Raw genomic sequence first — 18,683 nt, forward strand, 5'->3', positions numbered from 1 at the left:
CGACATGGCCTACGTGATCGCGCTCCCCTGCGTCGATGTGATGGACCGGGCGTGCGTGGAGGAATGTCCCGTCGACTGCATCTACGAAGGCGGCCGCAGCCTCTACATCCACCCCGACGAATGCGTCGACTGCGGCGCCTGCGAGCCGGTATGCCCGGTGGAGGCCATCTTCTACGAGGACGACGTCCCCGACGAATGGACGCCGTACATCACCGACAACGCGGATTTCTTCGTCGAGACCCTGCCCGGCCGCGACGCACCGCTGGGCTCACCCGGCGGCGCGATGAAGCTCGGGCCCACCGGGGCCGACGCACCGCTGGTGGCCTCCCTCCCGCCGCAGGGCACCGACCACTGACCGCCATGCGCACCACGATCCTGGACACCCTCCGCGCGGCGGCCGCGCCGATGACCGTCGCCGAAGTGGCTGAGGCGACCGACATTCCGCAGACCACCGTCCGCTTTCATCTGCGCGCACTCACCGCGGACGGGCTGATCGTCGTCGACACCGCCGCCCACGACGGGCCGGGCCGGCCCCGGCTCCTCTATCGGGCGCGCCCCGCGATGGACCCGTCCGGCCCTCGCAATTACGGGGTCCTGGCCGAGGTGCTGCTCCGAACGCTGGCCGACACGCCGGACGCGCCCGCGCGTGCGGTGGCCGCCGGTCGCGAATGGGGGGCGGCCGGCAGCTCGGGTTCCGACGAACCGGTCGAGGATCTGCTCGCCGTACTCGACGATCTCGGTTTCGCACCCGAAGCGGCGGGCGACCGGATCCGCCTGAACCGCTGCCCGTTCCTCGAACTCGCACGACGACAGCCGGCGCTGACCTGCTCGGTGCACCGGGGCATCGTGCAGGGCGTGCTCAGCAGGCACCACACCGACCTCCGCCTCGAGCGGCTGGACGCCTTCGTCGACGGCGACCACTGCTTGGCGGTCCTGGCGGGAGGCCGCCGGTGAGCCGGTTGAGCGTGGAGATCGACCTCTTCACTGCGACGGGGTCGGCCGCTGTCATCGCCGGCGGCTTGGTGGCCGCCGTGGCGCGCCCGCTCGATCTGGCGAAGGGCAGTTGGCTGGCGGCCTACCTGGTGCTCGTCTGCGGCGTCGCCCTCATCGCGATCGGCATCGCACAGCAACGTGCCCCGCAGCCGATGAGCGCGCGCTTCCACGCACCACAGCTGACGGGGTGGATCGCGGCGAACGCCCTGGTGATCGCCGGCTCGCTGACCGACACACCGGCCGTGGTCGACGTCGGGTCGATCCTGCTGCTCGTCGTCCTGGCCGCCACGTGGCGGGCCGGCCTGCGCCTTCTGGGGTCGAAGGCGCCGGCGGCGTACGCCTACCTCGCGGTCCTGACGGTCCTCATCGTGAGCGTGCCCATCGGGATGGTTCTCGCCTCCCGCTGACGGCCCGCGCCGGCGCCCGGCCTACCAACCAAGCACTTGCTAGGTTAGAGTCTGTAGGTATGAGCAACGCCGTCATCCCTCCCCCGTTGGGGCCCGACGACCTCGGCACCGACACATCGCCCGTCGCATACGAGACCGCCGGCGCCGTCGCCTATGTCACGCTGAACCGTCCCGATTACCGCAACGCGCAGAACTCGGTGATGACGTACTCGCTGGACGCGGCGTTCCGGAAAGCCGTCGACGACACCGAGATCAAGGTGATCGTGCTGCGCGCCAACGGAAAGCACTTCTCCGCGGGCCACGACATCGGCACCCCCGAACGCGACTTCGACACGTTCTATCCCAATGTGGCGACGCTGCACTGGGATCACACGCGCGGCGACGGCGAGCCGCTCGACAGCAACCAGCGACTGGCCCGCGAGATCGAGGTGTACATGGGGATGTGCCGCCGCTGGCGGGAGATCCCGAAGCCCGTCATCGCTCAGGTGCACGGCGCGTGCATCGCCGGAGGCCTGATGCTCGCGTGGTCGGCCGACTTCATCGTCGCCTCCGACGACGCCTTCTTCTCCGACCCCGTTGCCCGGATGGGCATTCCCGGCGTCGAGTACTTCGCGCACGCGTACGTCCTCGGGGCGCGGCGCGCCAAGGAGATCCTGTTCACCGGCCAGCGCTTCACCGCAGCACAGGCGCTGGACTGGGGAATGGTGAACCACGTCGTTCCGCGCGAGGGTCTGAGCGCCAAGGTCGACGAGCTCTGCGCGCAGATGACCGAGATGCCGATGCAGGGACTGTTCCTGAGCAAGAAGGCCGTCAACATCTGCGAAGACCAGATGGGGATGCGCAATGCCATGGACTCGGTGTTCGGCTGGCATCACTTCGCGCATGCGGCCAACGACGCCGATTCGGGGGACTCGCTCGGCGGCATGGACGCGCGCAGCATGCGCGACGCCGCGCAGAAGGGTGAGGCCTGATGGACCTGCTGTTCGACGACGCCGCCCAGAAGTTCCGCGCCGAGGTCCGCGCCTGGCTGGCCGAGCACGTGCCCGCCGACCCGCTGCCTTCGATGGACACCGCCGAAGGTTTCGAAGCGCACCGCGCGTGGGAGGCCGAGATGGCGGCCGACCGGATGTCGGTGGTCAGTTGGCCCGAGGAATTCGGCGGACGCGACGAGCCGCTGCTGCACTGGCTGATCTTCGAAGAGGAGTACTACCGATCGGGGGCGCCTGGCCGTGTGAGTCAGAACGGCATCTTCCTGCTCGCCCCGACCCTCTTCGAGCACGCGAGTCCGGAACAGCTCGCCCGCATCATGCCGCGCATGGCTCGTGCGGACGACATCTGGGGGCAGGCATGGAGTGAGCCGGAGGCCGGGTCCGACCTCGCGTCGCTGCGGTCCACCGCCACCCGCACCGACGGCGGCTGGCTGCTGAACGGGCAGAAGACCTGGAGCTCCCGGTCGAGTTTCGCCGACTGGGGGTTCGGATTGTTCCGCACCGACCCGGAGGCGCCCGCCGCCGGGAGCGAAGCGAGCGGGGCGAAATCGGGCCGGCACAGGAACATCACGTACTTCATGTTCGACCTGCGCAGCGAGGGCGTGACCGTGCGCCCGATCGCTCAGCTCGACGGTGAGGCGGGGTTCGCCGAACTCTTCCTGGAGAACGTCTTCGTGCCCGACGACCCCGACGACCCAGCCCACTCGGGCGTCATCGGCCAGGTGAACAACGGGTGGAAGGTCGCGATGAGCACCGCGGCCAACGAACGCGGACTGTCGTTGCGGTCGCCGGGCCGATTCCTCGCTGCCACCGATCGTCTGGTGAGACTGTGGAAGGAACGCGGCGCCGACGCACCGTCGACCGCCGCCACCGACAAGGGCGTCGCCGACGCCTGGATCGGTGCACGCGCCTACGAACTGTCGACGTATCAGACGGTCAGCCGGCTGGCGGCAGGCGGACAGCTCGGCATGGAGTCGTCGATCAACAAGGTGTTCTGGTCGCAGTGGGACATCGCCGCCCACGAGACCGCACTCGACCTGCAGGGCGCCGACGCCGAACTCGCCGACCCCTGGATGGACGGCTACCTCTTCTCGCTGTCGGGACCGATTTACGCCGGCACCAACGAGATCCAGCGAAACGTGATCGCCGAGCGACTCCTCGGCCTGCCCCGCGGAGACCGATAGACCATGGACTTCCTCCTCAACGACATCCACACCGACCTGGCGTCCACCGTCGCCGCCATCGGCGAGAAGGCAGGCGGAGCAGCGGTCGCACGCGCATGGTCGGAGGGCGACCGCACCCCCGCCCTCACCGTCTACGGCCGGCTCGCCGAGGCCGGAATCACCGGTCTGCTCGTCGACGACGATCTGGGCGGCTCGGGTGCCGGTGCCACCGAGATGGTGGTCGCCGCAGAGCAGATCGGCCGGTTCGCGCTGCCCGGCCCGGTCGCCGAGACCTTCGCCGCCGTCCCCTGCGCGCTCGCGGCTGCGGGCGCGTCCGATGCGCTGGCGGCGCTGCTGAACGGCCGTCCGGCCACCATCGCGACGTCGGCCACCGCCGGTCGCGCCGCGGCGCCGGTCGACGCGGACGTCTACGTCCTGCGCGACGGGGCCCTCTCTTCGGGGACCGTCGTCGCCGAACACCCGTCGGTCGATCCGACCCGGACAGTGGCCGACGTCGAGGCCGGAACCGAGCTCGGGACCGCGGACGAGAGGGCGGTCGCGCATCTCGGCGCGCTGGCGACGGCCGCGCAGCTGATCGGGCTGGGCGGTGCGATGCTCGACATCGCTTCGGAATACGCCAAGGCGCGCAAACAGTTCAACCGCGCCATCGGCTCGTACCAGGCCGTCAAACACCACCTGGCCGACGTCGCCATCGCCATCGAGATGGCCCGGCCCCTGGTCCACGGTGCAGCGGTGGGTCTCGATGGAAACGCACCGGCGGACACCGATGTGGCGCGCGAGGTCTCCGCTGCGAAGGTCGCCGCGGCGGATGCGGCGTACCTCGCCTCACGCCGGAGTCTGCAGGTGCTCGGCGCCATCGGATACACCGCCGAGCACGATCTCTCGCTGTACCTGACCAAGACCCGTGCGCTCGTGTCGGCGTGGGGCACTCCCGCCGAGCACCGCGCCCTGATCCTGGAGACCCTGTGAGCACTCACGAGAGCATCAGCGCCGAAGACCGCGCAGCCTTGGCCGAGTCGATCCGCGATGTGCTGCGCCGCCGATCCGATTCCGCCTCGGTCCGCGCCGCCATCCGCACGCAGGGCCGCATGGACCGCGCCGTGTGGGAGACACTCTGCACCGAGGTGGGAGTCGCGGCCCTCGCCGTCCCCGAGCAGTACGACGGTGCCGGCGCCGCCCTCACCGAGACCGCCTTGGCCGTCGAGGAGGTGGGCGCCGCTCTCGCTCCGGTGCCCGTGTTCTCGTCCGCGGTTCTGGCCGCGGGTGCCGTCCTCGCCTCCGGCGACGACGACGCGGCCGCCCGGCTGCTCCCTGGATTGGCTTCGGGCGAACGCATCGGCGCCCTGTGCTGGGCCGACGCCGCAGGGTGGTCGACGCCCGGTGTGGTCGCCGAGGCGGGCCTGCTCAGTGGGACCGCCGAATACGTGATCGACGGCGAGTCGGCCGATGTCTTCCTGGTGGTGGCCGGTCGGCCGGGCGAGGCCGGGGCCGCGCAGACACTGCACGAGGTGGACGCGAATGCCGAGGGCGTCACCGTCACCCCGCTGCCGCTGCTCGATCCCACGCGACCGCTGGCTCGCGTCAGTTTCGACGAGGTGTCGTCTACGACCCTCGCGTCGCCACCGGACGTCGCCGAGCGTATCCGCACCCTGGCTTGGGCGATGTTGTCGGCCGAGCAGGTTGGCGGCGCCGCCCGGGCCCTCGAACTGACGGTGGAGCACACCACCTCGCGCAAGCAGTTCGGGCGGGCGCTCGCCTCGTTCCAGGCGCTCAAGCACGCGATGGCCGACATGTACGTGAAGGTGGAGGCGATGCGGTCGATGTCCGCCGCGGCGATCGATGCCCTCGTCCAGGGACGCGACGACGCGGCCGAACTCGCCGCCGCCGCTCACGTCTACTGCTCGGAGGGTTACATGTCGGTCACCGGCTCCGCCGTCCAGTTGCACGGCGGCATCGGCATCACCTGGGAACACGACATCGGCATGTTCTTCAAACGTGCCCAGGCCGACGCTCAGCTGTTCGGCCAGCCGCATCACGCGCTGGCCCGGGTGAGTCTGAGCGAACCTTCCCAGGCAGGTTGAGCGAGCCCTCCCCAGGCCGGTTGAGCGAGCCCTCCCCCGGCTGGTTGAGCGAGCGAAGCGAGTCGAAACCAACCCGCACACAGCATGTCTCGATACGACGCGCTCGCTACGCTCACACGCCCACTCGACAAACCTCGGAACGACGGCGAGCGCCCCTCTCAGGCTGGTTGAGCGAGCCCCCAGGCTCGTTGAGCGAGCGAAGCGAGTCGAAACCAACCCGCACACACCATGTCTCGATACGACGCGCTCGCTACGCTCACACACCTACTCGACAAACCTCGGAACGACGGCGAGCGCCCCTCTCAGGCTCGTTGAGCGAGCCCCCAGGCTCGTTGAGCGAGCGAAGCGAGTCGAAACCAACCCGCACACACCATGTCTCGATACGACGCGCTCGCTACGCTCACACACCTACTCGACAAACCTCGGAACGACGGCGAGCGCCCCTCTCAGGCTCGTTGAGCGAGCCCCCAGGCTCGTTGAGCGAGCGAAGCGAGTCGAAACCAACCCGCTACACACCATGTCTCGATACGCCGCACTCGCTACGCTCACACGCCTACTCGACAAACCTCGGAACGAAGGCGAGCGCCCCCTCCAGGCCGGTTGAGCGAGCGAAGCGAGTCGAAACCACAACGCGCGCAGCATGTCTCGATACGACGCGCTCGCTACGCTCACACGCCTACTCGACGAACCTCGGAACGACGACGAGCGCCCCCTCCAGGCCGGTTGAGCGAGCCCCCAGGCTCGTTGAGCGAGCGAAGCGAGTCGAAACCACAATGCACACACCATGTCTCGACACGCCGCACTCGCTACGCTCACACGCCCACTCGACAAACCTCGGAACGACGACGAGCGCCCCCTCCAGGACGGTTGAGCGAGCCCCCAGGCTCGTTGAGCGAGCGAAGCGAGTCGAAACCAACCCGCTACACACCATGTCTCGATACGACGCGCTCGCTACGCTCACACGCCTACTCGACAAACCTCGGAACGAAGGCGAGCGCCCCCTCCAGGCCGGTTGAGCGAGCGAAGCGAGTCGAAACCACAACGCGCGCAGCATGTCTCGATACGACGCGCTCGCTACGCTCACACGCCTACTCGACGAACCTCGGAACGACGACGAGCGCCCCCTCCAGGCCGGTTGAGCGAGCCCCCAGGCTCGTTGAGCGAGCGAAGCGAGTCGAAACCACAATGCACACACCATGTCTCGACACGCCGCACTCGCTACGCTCACACGCCCACTCGACAAACCTCGGAACGACGACGAGCGCCCCCTCCAGGACGGTTGAGCGAGCCCCCAGGCTCGTTGAGCGAGCGAAGCGAGTCGAAACCAACCCGCTACACACCATGTCTCGATACGACGCGCTCGCTACGCTCACACGCCTACTCATAGGCCTGGGGACGACGGCGAGTGTCCCCAACCACCGCGCGCAGACCCGCCCAGACAGCGCACCTACGCGAACGTCAGACCGATCAACACCACGTTGAGCACGACGATGGCGACTGCGGCGACAGCGGAGGCCCAGCGCAACGGGCGGCCGTCGGCGAACTCGCCCATCAAGGCCCGGTCCGCGGTGTAGCGACGCAGGGGAACGATCGCGAACGGGATCCCGAAGCTGAGCACCACCTGCGAGATGACCAGCGCCATCGTCGGATTCACACCCAGCGCCAGGACGACGACCGCCGGGATCAGCGTCACCGCGCGGCGTACGAGAATCGGAATCCGCCGCTTGAGCAGCCCTCCCATGATCGCGCCACCGGCGTACGCGCCGACCGACGTCGAAGCGATACCGGACGCGAGCAGACCGACGGCGAACACCGCCGCCACCACCGGCCCGAGCGCATCGCGTACCGCATCGTGCGCCCCCTCGATGCTGTCGGTGCCCTCGCGTCCATACAGACTCGACGCAGCGAGGACCAGGAGCGCGATGTTCACAGTGCCCGCGATCACGAGCGCGATGACGACGTCGATCCGCGTGACCGCGAGCAGCCTGCGCGTGCGGCCGGCGCCGATCGGCTGACCATGCCGGTCGATCACCAGGGACGAATGCAGATAGATCGCGTGGGGCATCACCGTCGCCCCCAGCATCGATGCCGCGAGCAGCACAGTCTCGGCGCCGTCGAGCCGGGGAACCATGCCGTTGATGATCCCGCCGGCGTCGGGCGGATTCACGAGCAGTCCGGCCAGGAAACCGAAGACGATCACGGCCAACAGCGCCACGATCGCAGTTTCGAATCGCCGCTGTCGGCGCCGATCGGCCATCGAGAGGATCGCCATCGACACCAGGCCGACGATCACTCCGCCGATCGGCAACGGCAGTCCGAAGAGCAGGTTGAGGGCGATCGCACCGCCGATCACCTCGGCGATGTCGGTGGCTCCCGCCACGAGTTCGGCCTGGGCCCAGAACAGCAGACGCGACCGCCGCGACAGGCGCCGCCCCAACGTCTCGGGGAGCGTCTTCCCCGTCACCACCCCGAGTTTGGCCGACTGATACTGCACCATCACCGCCATCACGTTGGCGACGACCAGTACCCAGACGAGGAGATACCCGTACTTCGCGCCGGCGGTGATGTTGGCCGCGACATTGCCGGGATCGACGTAGGCGATCGCCGCGACGAACGCCGGTCCCAGCAGGCCCACGGCGCGCAAACGAGTCCCCGACCCCCTTGTGCGAAGCATGTAATGAGGCTAGGCGTTCACCAATGATTCGGTCAACCGAACTCTAATGTGCGGATGCTCACCAATGACTCGTCACTTGCTCGATTCCGGCGCGCACGACACCCCACCCACGCGGACGACTCCGATATGTAGTACCCACAAGAGAGGAAATCGTCGCATCGGAAGGCCGCCATCATGACCGTCACAGTCCCGCAGTCCTTCGCTGTCGAAATCGGCGACCTCACACTGCGCGGCGACCACTGGCGCGCGAACGGTTCCGGCCCCGCGGCCGCTCCCGCGCTGCTGCTGCACGGCGGAGGGCAGACCCGCCATTCGTGGGACCGCACCGCCTCCGCCCTGGTCTCGCGCGGACGGGATGTCTACACCATCGATCTGCGCGGACACGGCGACAGCGACTGGGCGCGCGACCACGACTACGGGTTGGAGGCGTTCGTCTCCGACCTGCGCGGCGTGCTCCCGACACTGTCTGGCGCCCCCGTGATCGTCGGTGCGTCGCTCGGCGGCATCACCGGCCTCTGCACCGCGGGCGAGGACCCGTCGGCCGCGGCGGCGCTCGTGCTGGTGGACATCGTGGTGAACGTGGAGCAGACGGGCATCGACCGCATCAAGGCGTTCATGACCGATCACGTCGACGGATTCGCGAGCCTGGAGGAGGTGGCCGACGCGGTGGCGGCGTACAACCCGGCACGAACACGTCCGGCGACCCTGGACGGACTGCGCAAGAACGTGCGACGCCGCGACGACGGACGCTGGTACTGGCACTGGGACCCGCAGTTCATCCGGTCGGGCGACGGCGACGAACCGCGCCGGCACACCGATCCCGAACGCCTGGCCGAGGCCGCCCGGAACGTCACCGTTCCGACGCTCATCGTCCGCGGCGGGAAGTCGGATGTTGTGAGCGACGCCGGCGTGCAGCACATGCGCGCATTGATCCCCCACGCGGAGACCGCCGACGTCAGCGGCGCAGGCCACATGGTTGCCGGAGACGACAACGAGGTCTTCGCCGCGGCGATCGAGGGATTCCTGGACCGTAGCGGTTTGTAACCCAGGCCTTGTCGTACCCCCGCGATAGACTTCGTACATACAATCGGATAGTGAGTGATCGACGACACGGATAGGGGGTGAGTCGGATGGATGCAGATCAGACGGAAGCCGAGCCGTCAACGGCGCTGCCAACAGATCCGGCCACCCTGGTCGCCATGATCGAGGGGGCGACGGTTGCACTCGCCGCTGCCCGGTTCACCGCCGCCACCGAGGAACAGCTCCTCGAGATCGCCGAGGTTCTCGAGCGAGTGCACCGCCGGCTCGACGCCGTCGACGCCGCGCTGCTGGTGGAGGTCTCCGACCGCGGCGCCTACCGCAAGGACGGCTACCTGTCACTGCATCAGTACCTGTCCTCGGGACTGCGTCTGGGCGACGGTGAGGCCCGCCGCCGACGGACCAGCGTTGCCGCGATCGGCCGCTTCACCGGACTACAGGGCCAAACCCTCCCACCGGCGCGCCTGGCCACCGCCGATGCGGTCACCGACGGGGTCATCGGTGCGGCCCACGTCCGGGAGATCGATGCGATCATGGACAGAATCCCGGCCGCCGTCGACCCACTGACGCGTGAACAGGCCGAGGCCCAGTTGGCTGCTGTGGCGCGGGAGCTGACCCCGGACGGCGTCCGAGCCGCCGGGATCCGGCTGCTAGCGCACCTGGACCCCGACGGATCACTGACCGACGAGCGGGACCGCAAGCGGCACCGCAAGTTCGCCTTGATGCCGCAGGACCGGCGGCTGATGAGCAAAGTGACTGCGTCCCTGACCCCGGCGCTGCGGGCCCGCTTCGAACTCCTGTTGGGTTCGTGGGCCGCACCCGGCATGAACAACCCGGCAGATCCGGAGTCTCCACGCGGGGCGTGCGAAGTCGCCGACCCCGCCGCGGTCGCCGCTGCGGCCGAGCGCGACGACCGCACCGCCGGACAACGCGGCCACGACGCCCTCGTCGCGCTGCTCGACGCCGAACGCGCACTGACCGCCGCCGCAACCACCGGGAACGGCCGGCTGTCGTCGCAGATCGTCGTCACCGTCACAGACAAAGAACTGCGCGAGCACGCGGGTGTCGCCTTGACCGCGACGGGTACTCGGCTGCCCGTCGCTGAGTTGATCGAAGTCGCTGCCGACGCGACTCCGCATTTGGCGGTGTTCTCTCACCACACCGGCCAGGCCCTCTACCTGGGTCGGGGACGACGCCTCGCGTCGAAAGCCCAGCGGCTGATGCTCTTCGCCCGCGACCGCGGCTGCACCGCCCCCGGCTGCGCAGCCCCGTTCTCCCGCACCCAGGCCCACCACTTCCCCGATTACGCGGACGGCGGCCCCACCGATGTCGACCACCTCGGGGCCGCGTGCGGCCGTCACAATCGCTCAGTGGGCAAGGCCCTCGGCGACTGGGAGACGATGCTTCTCATCGACGGTCCACACGCCGGGCGCATCGCGTGGCGACCCGTCGCTGCTCGGTACCCTCGGAAAGGGTGGAGGGTCAACCAGATCCACCACGCCGAACTCCTGCCCGATCAGGGTCCGCACGCCCCGCCCGCACCGGGCGACTCCCGCGGCGAGGCCTACCTCGCCCGCCTCATCGCCGCCTGACCGGCGGAGCACCGCGCGCCCCGAGGATCTGAGCGTGGACCGCTCCTACGCGAACGCCTTGCGCACCTGATCTGCGGTGAGCCCGTAGTCCGCGAGCGCGTACTTGTGCTGCGGCCGGCGGTCGCCCGACTTGGAATCCTCGTCGAGCGCGGTCATCGCCCCTTTGGCGGCGTCGGTGAACTCGGCACCGATCGCGTCGTACACGCGCTCCACGGTTCCGAACGGGTCCGCCCTCAGATCGGTGAAGTCGACGTCGACGAACTGCGCCGGGTCGTACTTCTCGCGCGCCCGAGAGAACGCGTGCAGACCGCGCGACCACAGATCGAGTTGCGTCTGCCCGATCCGGTCCCTGGTGAACGCACGCGAGTAGCCCGCCGTCGCCTGCTCGGCGAGGCTGCACATGGATCCGATGATCGTCTCCGGCGCGCGATGTGTCTGCACGATGACAGCGTCGGGATACACCTCCATGATCGCGTCGAGCGCGAAGAGATGGCTCGGGTTCTTCAGCACCCAGCGCCGATCGACGTCGTTGCCGCCGATGAGCTGGAGATTGCGCCGGTGGCGCTCGTAGGCGGGCGTCCAATCCTGCTGCGCGAGCCACTCCGAGTACTCGGGAATGTGCGCGAGCGATTCGTACGAGATCGACATCAGCGACTGCCGCAGCAGTTGCCAGCACTCCTCCACCTCGGCCGCGCCCATGTAGTGCAGCCCCATGAACTCCGGGTTCTCCACGTGATGCTGCGACAACCCGGCGTCTATCCGCTGAAAGACCGGGTTCGCGTCCCATGTCTCGCGCGGAGGCCGCGGCTGCGGGAACTCCGTCAGCCACATCTCCAGCCCCTGATGGGCGGGGTCGGCGGCCAGCAGCCTGTGCAACGCGGTGGTGCCGGTCCGCGGCAGTCCGGTGACGAACACCGGCCGTTCCACCGGCACCCGCACGTAATCCGGGTTGTTCTTCCACCCCGCCTCGCTGAGCAGCCGTGCGATCAGCGCGCCCTTGAGGAAGTAGCGGAACATCTTGCTGCCCAACGGTTCCAGATCGGCGGACTGCGCGTACGACGACAGCAGCACCTCGAGACCTTCGAGGTAGTCCGTGTCGCCGAAGTCGTCGAGGCCGACGGCGCGGATCGCCGCCTCGTGCAGTTCGTCGACCGTGCCGACAGTGGTTCGGGACTCAGTCATGGTATTCACCGCAGTTCACGTCGAGAGTGTGTCCGGTGATCGCCCGCGCGAGGTCGGAGGCGAGGAACAGCACCGCGTCTGCGATCTCCGCCGGCTCCGGCAGCCGTTTCAGATCGCTGCGCGACGCGGTCTGCTCGTAGACCTGCTCCGGGGTGATCCCGTATTTCTTCGCGACCTCGCCGAAGTACCACTTCAGCTGGTCGTCCCAGATGTATCCGGGCGCGACGCTGTTGACCCGAATCCCCTCGCCGCCGAGCTCGGTGGCCAGTGTCTGCGACATCGACAGCAGCGCCGACTTAGCGATCTTGTAGCTGCCGTAACGCGGCTCCGAATGCCGGATCACCATGGAGTTGACGTTCACGATCGACCCGTTCGCCTCGCTCAACGCGGGCGTGAACGCCTTGATGACTCGAAGTGTGCCGAGCACGGTGAGGTCGAGACCGGAAGTGATCTGGTCGAAGTCGGTGCGGCCCAGCGGCTTCATCGACGGGACCGCAAAGGCGTTGTTGACCAGGACGTCGACCCCGCCGAACTCGGCCACGGTGCGATCGACGAGGTTCGCCACCGCGGAATCGTCGGTGATGTCGGTGGGGACGGTCAGCGCCTCGCCGCCCGCCTGCCGGATCTCGGCCGCGATCTCCGCGAGCCGCGACTCGGTCCGTGCCGCGAGCACCACGCGAGCCCCCTGGGCCGCGGAACGCACGCACACCGCACGGCCCAGCGCCGGACCCACTCCGGAGACGACGACGATCTTTCCGTCGAGAAGACCTGCCATTACCCGTCCTGTCTATCCGAGCCTGTCTATCCGAGCATCCGGCGGGCGAATGCCCGTTGCCGGACCGCGATCCGCTCTGCCCAGCCGGCGGCGTCGATCCGGTTGTCCCGGTAGTACGGCAGATGCGAGGGAACGTCGGCATCGTCCACCACCACGGCCGTGGGACCCTGCTCGGCAGTGATCGGCGCATCGGTCCGCTGCCACCGGAACTGCAGGATGCCGCGCCGCCGGCCGGTGGTCTCCACCCAGTTCGCGATTCCCGGATCGTTCGCCGCAATCACCATCCGGATCATTCCGTCCGGGTCCACCTGAGTCTGAGCCGAGTTCAGCGACGTCTGATGATTCACATAGTCGAGCGAGATGTACCACATGCTGCCGAGCTGAAAGCCCTGGTAGGGCGCATCGGAGCACGGCACGGTCACCACCATCGACCGGCCCGCGGGCAGATCGAAGTGACCGACCGACGAGTACTGAGTCGCCAACCCGCCCGGCGTGGTGCGCGGCGCCGTGAAGGTGTTGACCGGCTCACCGAGGTAGAACCACTTGGGGAAGTTGAACCATGTGTTCACGCGCGAGGTCAGCATCTTCGCCGCCACGGCGTAGCGCTTGGCGATCCGGTCGGTGGAGAGTTCCGCGGGTGGAAGTCCGACGGTGTCCACCCGCTCAATGGTGATCGAACCCTTCTGCTCGGCGGCCCAGTCGCTGTACACCTCCCGGACCGAGAGCATGGTCGCGCCCTCACCCAGCACGAAGTGGGTGCCGTCGGGCACTCCCGGCCGCTCCGGCCCGAACGTGATCTCGAAACTCCCGTCGTCGGCGATCGGGATCACGCGATCGTCGAAGGCGGTCTCTCCGCCGGGGACCTCATCCGCCGTGTAATTGCCCCGGATCACCTGAAAGGCCAGATCAGCGGTGGTGCCGCGCACGCCCCGCACCACGTACGTGGCCTCGGGAACCACCGTCGCGTGGTAATAGAGCGTGTCCGGGTTGTCGAGCCCCATCTTGGAGTACGGCCCCGTGGAAGTCACGAAATAGGGATGCGTCTTCTCCCCCGCGCGTGCCACCTGGAGAATCGACGAGATGCCGCCCGCCAGATAGTCGAGACCCTCCGCGCGCTCGGCGTCGGTCTCGGCGAAGTCCGCACTGCGCACCAGCGCCTCGGCTTCGGCGATCGCCGCGGTGAACGGCGCGGTGACCGACTCCGCGGGCTCGGTCACAGCCACGTGTCGCCTCCGGTCCAGGTGAGGAAGTTGTCGAGTTCGGCCTGAGCCGGCGTCACCCGCGGATGCTCGGTGGACAGGTAGCCGCCGCGATAGAACAGCAGAGGCTTGTCCTGCAGCACTTCGCCGAGGATCTGAGCCCGCCCGATGACGATCCAGTGGTCGCCCCCGTCGGTGACCGAGTCCACCGAGCACTCCACCCAGGTGAGACTGTGCCGCAGCACCGGCAGCCCCGCGGGCGACGGATCCCAGGTGATCGACTTGAACTTGTCGGCCCCCGGCGCGCCGAAGGTCGCGCTGACATCCTGCTGCCGGTTCGACAGCACGTTGACGCAGAACTGCCCCCGCGCCTCGATCACCGGCCAGGTTCGCGACGTCTTCTGCGGACAGAACAGGACCAGCGGCGGGTCCAGCGACAGCGCCGCGAACGACTGACAGGCGAAGCCGACCGGCTTCTCCTCCTCGTCGAGCGTGGTGATCACCGTGACCCCGGTGCAGAACTGGCCCATCGCGGTCCGGAACTGCCGGGAGTCGAAGTCGTCGGTCCCGTACGGGGAGTGCGGAGTCATGTCGGTTTCCCTTCGGTGGGGTCGGATGCAGTGGGTCGGGTGCAGTGCGGCCGGATGATCGGGCCGAGCGGACGGAGTGGGCAATCGACTCACTCCGCTCGCTCGACCGGCGGAACGGGCTCGGACCTACTTCATACCGATCGTGAAATCGTGACCCCAGAGGCTGACCGCCGTCGATTCGCGGGCGATCCAGTCGGTGTCGTCCACCTGCCTGCCCTCGCAACCGAACTCGACGTCGAAGCCGCCGGGCGTCTTCATGTAGAACGAGAGCATCAGGTCGTTCACGTGGCGACCGAGCGTGGCCGACATCGGCACCTTCCTGCGCAGCGCGCGGTCGTGGGCCAGGCCGACGTCGTCGGAGTTCTCGACCTCGACCATCAGATGCACGATGCCGGTGCTGTTCGGGATCGGCAGGAACGCCAGCGAGTGGTGCCGAGGGTTGCAACCGAAGAACCGCAGCCACGCCGGCTCCTCACCCTCCTGACGCCCGACCACCTGCGGCGGGAGCCGCATCGAGTCGCGGAGCCGGAAGCCCAGAACGTCCCGGTAGAACGTCAGCGCCCGCGCGTCGTCGGTGGTGGTGAGGACCACGTGACCCAGGCCCTGCTCGCCGGTGACGAAGGTGTGGCCGTACGGGCTCACCACCCGGCGATGCTGCAGCGCCACCCCGTGGAAGGCCTCGAGGACGTTCCCGTCGGGATCGGAGAAGACGATCAACTCGTCGACGCGGCGGTCGGCGATCTCCTCCGGGGTGCCCTCCCGGAACTCGACACCCGCGGCGCTGAGCCGGTCACGGACCTCCTGCAGCCCGGCCGCGGTGGCGCACTCCCAGCCCGAGCACGCGAGATGATCGCGATCGGAGGGCACGATCACCAGGCGCGCCGGGAAGTCGTCCATCCGCAGATAGAGGGCGCCCGGGATGGACCCCGAACCCTCCACCATGCCGAGCACCTTCAGCCCGTACTCACGCCACGCGTCCATGTCCGTGGCGTCTATCCGCATGTAGCCGAGAGACCGGATCGGGCTCTGGTCGTCAGTCATGTGTTCGTCGTTCCTCGTCAAGTAGTCGGGCCGTCGCGCTATACCATCGTGTCGCCGATGGGGATGCCGAACTCGCCGTTGCCGAAGGCCTGGTAGGCCCGTTCCGGGTCGTTGGCCGCATGAACGCGGCCGGCGTGGGCGTCGCGCCAGAAACGCTGGATCGGCGTCCCGTTCTCCAGTGCGTGCGCGCCGGAGTTCTCGAAGAGCAGATCGATGGAGTCGATCGCACGCGACGTCGCTCGGACCTGGTCGCGGCGCGCGGCCAGACGCAGTTCCATCGGCACCTCTTCACCGGCGACGATCAGGTCGTACTCGGCCTGCAGATTGCCCGAGAGCTGACGCCACGCGGCGTCGATGTCCGAGGCGGCCTCGGCGATGCGAACCTTGGCGAACGGATCGTCCTTGGCCTTCTCGCCCGCGTAGGCGGCGCGGACGCGCTTGCCCTGATGCTCGACGTGGGCGGCGTAGGCGCCGTAGGCCATGCCGACGATCGGGGTCGAGATGGTCGACGGGTGGATGGTGCCCCACGGCATCTTGTAGACCGGCGCCGTGTTGCGCTCGAGCCCGGGAGCGGCGCCCTTGCTCATGACGCCGAAGCTCAGAACCCGGTGCGTGGGAACGAAGACGTCCTTGACCTCGATGGTGTTGGAGCCGGTGCCGCGCAGGCCCACGACGTTCCACACGTCCTTGATGTTGTAGTCGGTCCGCGGGATCAGGAAGCTGACGAAGTCGACCGGCTTGCCGTTCTTGATGACCGGTCCGCCGACGACCACCCAGTCGGCGATGTCGCAGCCGGACGACCACGCCCAGGAGCCGTTGACCTTGTAGCCGCCGTCGACGACCTCACCCATGCCCATCGGTGCGTACGAGGACGAGATGCGGACATTGGGATCCTCGCCCCAGACGTCTTCCTGCGCCTGCTGGCTGAACAGCGCGAGATGCCAGTTGTGGACACCGACGATGCCTGCGACCCACCCGGTGGAACCGCAGGCCGTGGCCAGACGGCGCACCGCCTCGTAGAAGGTGACGGGGTCGGTCTCGTGACCGCCCCACTGCGCGGGCTGCAGGAGCTTGAAGAAGCCGGTCTCCTGGAGCATGTCCGCGACCTCCGCGGGGATGCGTCGCGCATCCTCCGTGGACTGCGCGCGCTGCGCGAGATCCGGCAGCAATGCATCGATCTTGTCCAGAACCTGCTGCGCGGCTTCGCTCCGCTGTGCTGACATGAGTCACTCCTGTTCGTGTGCCGTCATCGACTTACGACCAATATTAGAACACGTTCTCGTTTTGGACTAGAACACGTTCTCATTCTAGTGGAACATGTTCTACTATCGAGTCAGACGGGCCAGAGCCCGAAACGAGACCGACGAGGAGGCCGAGAAGATGGCTGACACCGACATCCGGGAGATCGACACCGGCACGCCCCCCACCCGATTCGCGCGAGGCTGGCACTGCATCGGCCTGGTGGACGAGTACAACGACGGCGAGACCCACTCGCTGGAGATCTTCGGTACCAAGCTGGTGGTGTGGGCCGACAGCAAGGGCGACATCCACACTCTGGACGCCTACTGCCGCCATATGGGCGCCGACCTGTCCATGGGCACCGTCAAGGGCGACAACGTGGCGTGCCCGTTCCACGGATGGCAGTGGAACGGCAAGGGGCGTTGCGCCGAGGTGCCCTACGCGAAGCGGCACCCGAAGCTGGCCAAGACCCGTACGTGGCCGACGATGATCCGCAACGGCCAGGTCTTCGTCTACAACGATCCCGAGGGCAACCCGCCGCCGGAGGACGTCATCATTCCCGAACTCGCCGAGTTCGGCACCGACGAGTGGACCGGGTGGACCTGGAACAAGCTCGTGATCGAGGGCTCCAACTGCCGCGAGATCATCGACAACGTGGTCGACATGGCGCACTTCTTCTACGTGCACTACGCGCTGCCGGACTACTTCAAGAACGTCTTCGAAGGTGAGACCGCGGCGCAGTACATGAACAGCCACGGCCGCCCCGACGTCGGCATCTCGACCGCCTACGGCGACACCCGGCTGGAGTCGATCGCCGCGTATTACGGCCCGTCTTACATGCTGAACCCGATGGTGCAGTACTACGGTAAGTACTCGGTCGAGACGATTCTGACCAACTGCCACTACCCCATCGACTCGAACTCGTTCGTCCTCATGTTCGGCGTCATGGCGAAGATCCCGCAGGGACTCTCGCCCGAGCAGACCGACGGCATGGTCAAGACGATCACCAAGGGCGTCGAAGTCGGGTTCATGCAGGACGTCGCGATCTGGAAGCGCAAGACCCGCATCGACAATCCGCTGCTGGTGGAGGAGGACGGACCCGTTTACCAGCTGCGACGCTGGTACGAGCAGTTCTACGTGGACGTCGCCGACGTCACCGAGGAGATGACGGGCCGCTTCGAGTACGAGATCGACACCGCCAAGGCTCAGGAGACCTGGAACAAGGAAGTCCAGGAGAACCTGCGGATCCAGGCCGAGAAGGAGGCCGCCGAGGCCGAGGCCAACGATTCCGAGGGCGCGTCGGTCTGATGACTCGCGCCGACGAGCGGGCCGCGGTCCCCGGCTGGGCGAAGGCCCCGCAGTGGGCCGGCGATCCCGAGCGCGTCGCCGCGATCGCCGACGCCACCGCCCGGGACCGCAAGCACTACCTCACCGGCGGCATGACGGACATCGAGTGCCGCACATGCCACGCACACGTGATGGTGAAGAAGACCAGCGCGCACCACACCAGCGTGCAGTGGAACGACGACGCGCTGGCCCGGTGCTCGCAGATCTCCGAGATCCGGGCCTCGGGCGGCAACGCCGCACTGCTGCCCACGTGCCCGCGGCTGTCGGCGAGCATCGATCACGGGGTCGCCGAGGGCATCATCCCGAGCGAGTCCCCGGAAGAGGATCCCGACGGCTACTGGTGAGGTCGGTC

At 68.0% G+C, this 18,683-nt stretch carries 18 protein-coding genes; 11 read left to right on the plus strand and 7 right to left on the minus strand.

What is annotated here, in order from left to right; translation table 11 throughout:
- Nucleotides 1-4: 4 nt before the first annotated feature.
- From fdxA to Y710_RS01150, 7 genes are read left to right on the plus strand one after another with little or no spacing between them, the layout of a single operon-like run.
- Nucleotides 5-355 carry a ferredoxin gene (fdxA, locus tag Y710_RS01120; protein ID WP_006895755.1) on the plus strand — a complete coding sequence of 117 codons (351 nt, stop codon included), beginning with the start codon at nt 5-7 and terminating at the stop codon, nt 353-355.
- Nucleotides 356-360: 5 nt separating this feature from the next.
- The gene (locus tag Y710_RS01125; RefSeq protein ID WP_062365984.1) at nt 361-954 is read left to right on the plus strand and encodes a helix-turn-helix transcriptional regulator; all 594 of its coding nucleotides are present in this window, start codon (nt 361-363) and stop codon (nt 952-954) included.
- On the plus strand, nt 951-1,400 hold the full coding sequence (locus Y710_RS01130) for a hypothetical protein (protein ID WP_062365986.1): 450 nt from the start codon (nt 951-953) through the stop codon (nt 1,398-1,400). Before Y710_RS01125 ends, Y710_RS01130 begins: the two co-directional genes overlap by 4 nt.
- Nucleotides 1,401-1,459: 59 nt before the next feature.
- Complete coding sequence (locus Y710_RS01135; RefSeq protein ID WP_062365988.1) at nt 1,460-2,371, plus strand: enoyl-CoA hydratase; 912 nt, start codon at nt 1,460-1,462, stop codon at nt 2,369-2,371.
- Nucleotides 2,371-3,573: an acyl-CoA dehydrogenase family protein gene (locus Y710_RS01140; protein WP_006895764.1), complete on the plus strand. Its 1,203-nt coding sequence runs from the start codon at nt 2,371-2,373 to the stop codon at nt 3,571-3,573. Before Y710_RS01135 ends, Y710_RS01140 begins: the two co-directional genes overlap by 1 nt.
- Nucleotides 3,574-3,576: 3 nt before the next feature.
- Complete coding sequence (locus Y710_RS01145; RefSeq protein ID WP_062365990.1) at nt 3,577-4,542, plus strand: acyl-CoA dehydrogenase family protein; 966 nt, start codon at nt 3,577-3,579, stop codon at nt 4,540-4,542.
- Nucleotides 4,539-5,654, plus strand: coding sequence for an acyl-CoA dehydrogenase family protein (locus Y710_RS01150; RefSeq protein ID WP_062365992.1), 1,116 nt, complete (start codon nt 4,539-4,541; stop codon nt 5,652-5,654). Before Y710_RS01145 ends, Y710_RS01150 begins: the two co-directional genes overlap by 4 nt.
- A gap of 1,447 nt (nt 5,655-7,101) precedes the next feature.
- Here Y710_RS01150 and Y710_RS01155 read toward each other — a convergent pair.
- On the minus strand, nt 7,102-8,328 hold the full coding sequence (locus tag Y710_RS01155) for an Nramp family divalent metal transporter (protein WP_045537452.1): 1,227 nt from the start codon (nt 8,326-8,328) through the stop codon (nt 7,102-7,104).
- Between the two features lie 174 nt (nt 8,329-8,502).
- On the opposite strand from Y710_RS01155, the gene Y710_RS01160 reads away from it, so the two are divergent.
- Nucleotides 8,503-9,372 (plus strand): alpha/beta fold hydrolase, encoded by an 870-nt coding sequence (locus tag Y710_RS01160; protein WP_062365994.1) that lies wholly within the window; start codon nt 8,503-8,505, stop codon nt 9,370-9,372.
- A gap of 86 nt (nt 9,373-9,458) precedes the next feature.
- Nucleotides 9,459-10,958, plus strand: coding sequence for an HNH endonuclease signature motif containing protein (locus tag Y710_RS01165; RefSeq protein ID WP_062365996.1), 1,500 nt, complete (start codon nt 9,459-9,461; stop codon nt 10,956-10,958).
- A 45-nt stretch (nt 10,959-11,003) separates the two neighbouring features.
- Here Y710_RS01165 and Y710_RS01170 read toward each other — a convergent pair whose 3' ends face one another.
- The 6 genes from Y710_RS01170 to hsaA all read right to left on the minus strand — a co-directional run bounded on the left by Y710_RS01170 (nt 11,004) and on the right by hsaA (nt 16,968).
- Entirely contained in the window at nt 11,004-12,140 is a 1,137-nt protein-coding gene (locus tag Y710_RS01170) for a sulfotransferase family protein (RefSeq protein ID WP_062365998.1), read from the minus strand.
- Nucleotides 12,133-12,915: an SDR family oxidoreductase gene (locus tag Y710_RS01175; protein ID WP_062366001.1), complete on the minus strand. Its 783-nt coding sequence runs from the start codon at nt 12,913-12,915 to the stop codon at nt 12,133-12,135. Before Y710_RS01175 ends, Y710_RS01170 begins: the two co-directional genes overlap by 8 nt.
- A 26-nt stretch (nt 12,916-12,941) precedes the next feature.
- Entirely contained in the window at nt 12,942-14,138 is a 1,197-nt protein-coding gene (locus Y710_RS01180) for a hypothetical protein (RefSeq protein WP_082781235.1), read from the minus strand.
- The gene (gene hsaB / locus Y710_RS01185; protein WP_045537461.1) at nt 14,129-14,704 is read right to left on the minus strand and encodes a 3-hydroxy-9,10-secoandrosta-1,3,5(10)-triene-9,17-dione monooxygenase reductase subunit; all 576 of its coding nucleotides are present in this window, start codon (nt 14,702-14,704) and stop codon (nt 14,129-14,131) included. The genes Y710_RS01180 and hsaB overlap by 10 nt, the downstream gene beginning before the upstream one ends.
- 126 nt (nt 14,705-14,830) lie before the next feature.
- Nucleotides 14,831-15,745 (minus strand): iron-dependent extradiol dioxygenase HsaC, encoded by a 915-nt coding sequence (gene hsaC / locus Y710_RS01190; RefSeq protein ID WP_062366003.1) that lies wholly within the window; start codon nt 15,743-15,745, stop codon nt 14,831-14,833.
- 38 nt (nt 15,746-15,783) lie between these two features.
- Entirely contained in the window at nt 15,784-16,968 is a 1,185-nt protein-coding gene (hsaA, locus tag Y710_RS01195; RefSeq protein ID WP_006897260.1) for a 3-hydroxy-9,10-secoandrosta-1,3,5(10)-triene-9,17-dione monooxygenase oxygenase subunit, read from the minus strand.
- A gap of 157 nt (nt 16,969-17,125) precedes the next feature.
- Here hsaA and Y710_RS01200 point away from each other — a divergent pair, with 157 nt between their 5' ends.
- Together Y710_RS01200 and Y710_RS01205 are read left to right on the plus strand one after the other, a co-directional pair.
- Nucleotides 17,126-18,292 (plus strand): 3-ketosteroid-9-alpha-monooxygenase, oxygenase component, encoded by a 1,167-nt coding sequence (locus Y710_RS01200; RefSeq protein ID WP_039867754.1) that lies wholly within the window; start codon nt 17,126-17,128, stop codon nt 18,290-18,292.
- A complete protein-coding gene (locus Y710_RS01205; RefSeq protein WP_006897262.1) occupies nt 18,292-18,675 on the plus strand; it encodes a hypothetical protein in 384 nt (127 codons plus the stop codon). The genes Y710_RS01200 and Y710_RS01205 overlap by 1 nt, the downstream gene beginning before the upstream one ends.
- The last annotated feature ends 8 nt before the right edge of the window (nt 18,676-18,683 follow it).

The organism is Gordonia sp. QH-12, assembly GCF_001578675.1.
Lineage (GTDB): Bacteria > Actinomycetota > Actinomycetes > Mycobacteriales > Mycobacteriaceae > Gordonia > Gordonia sihwensis.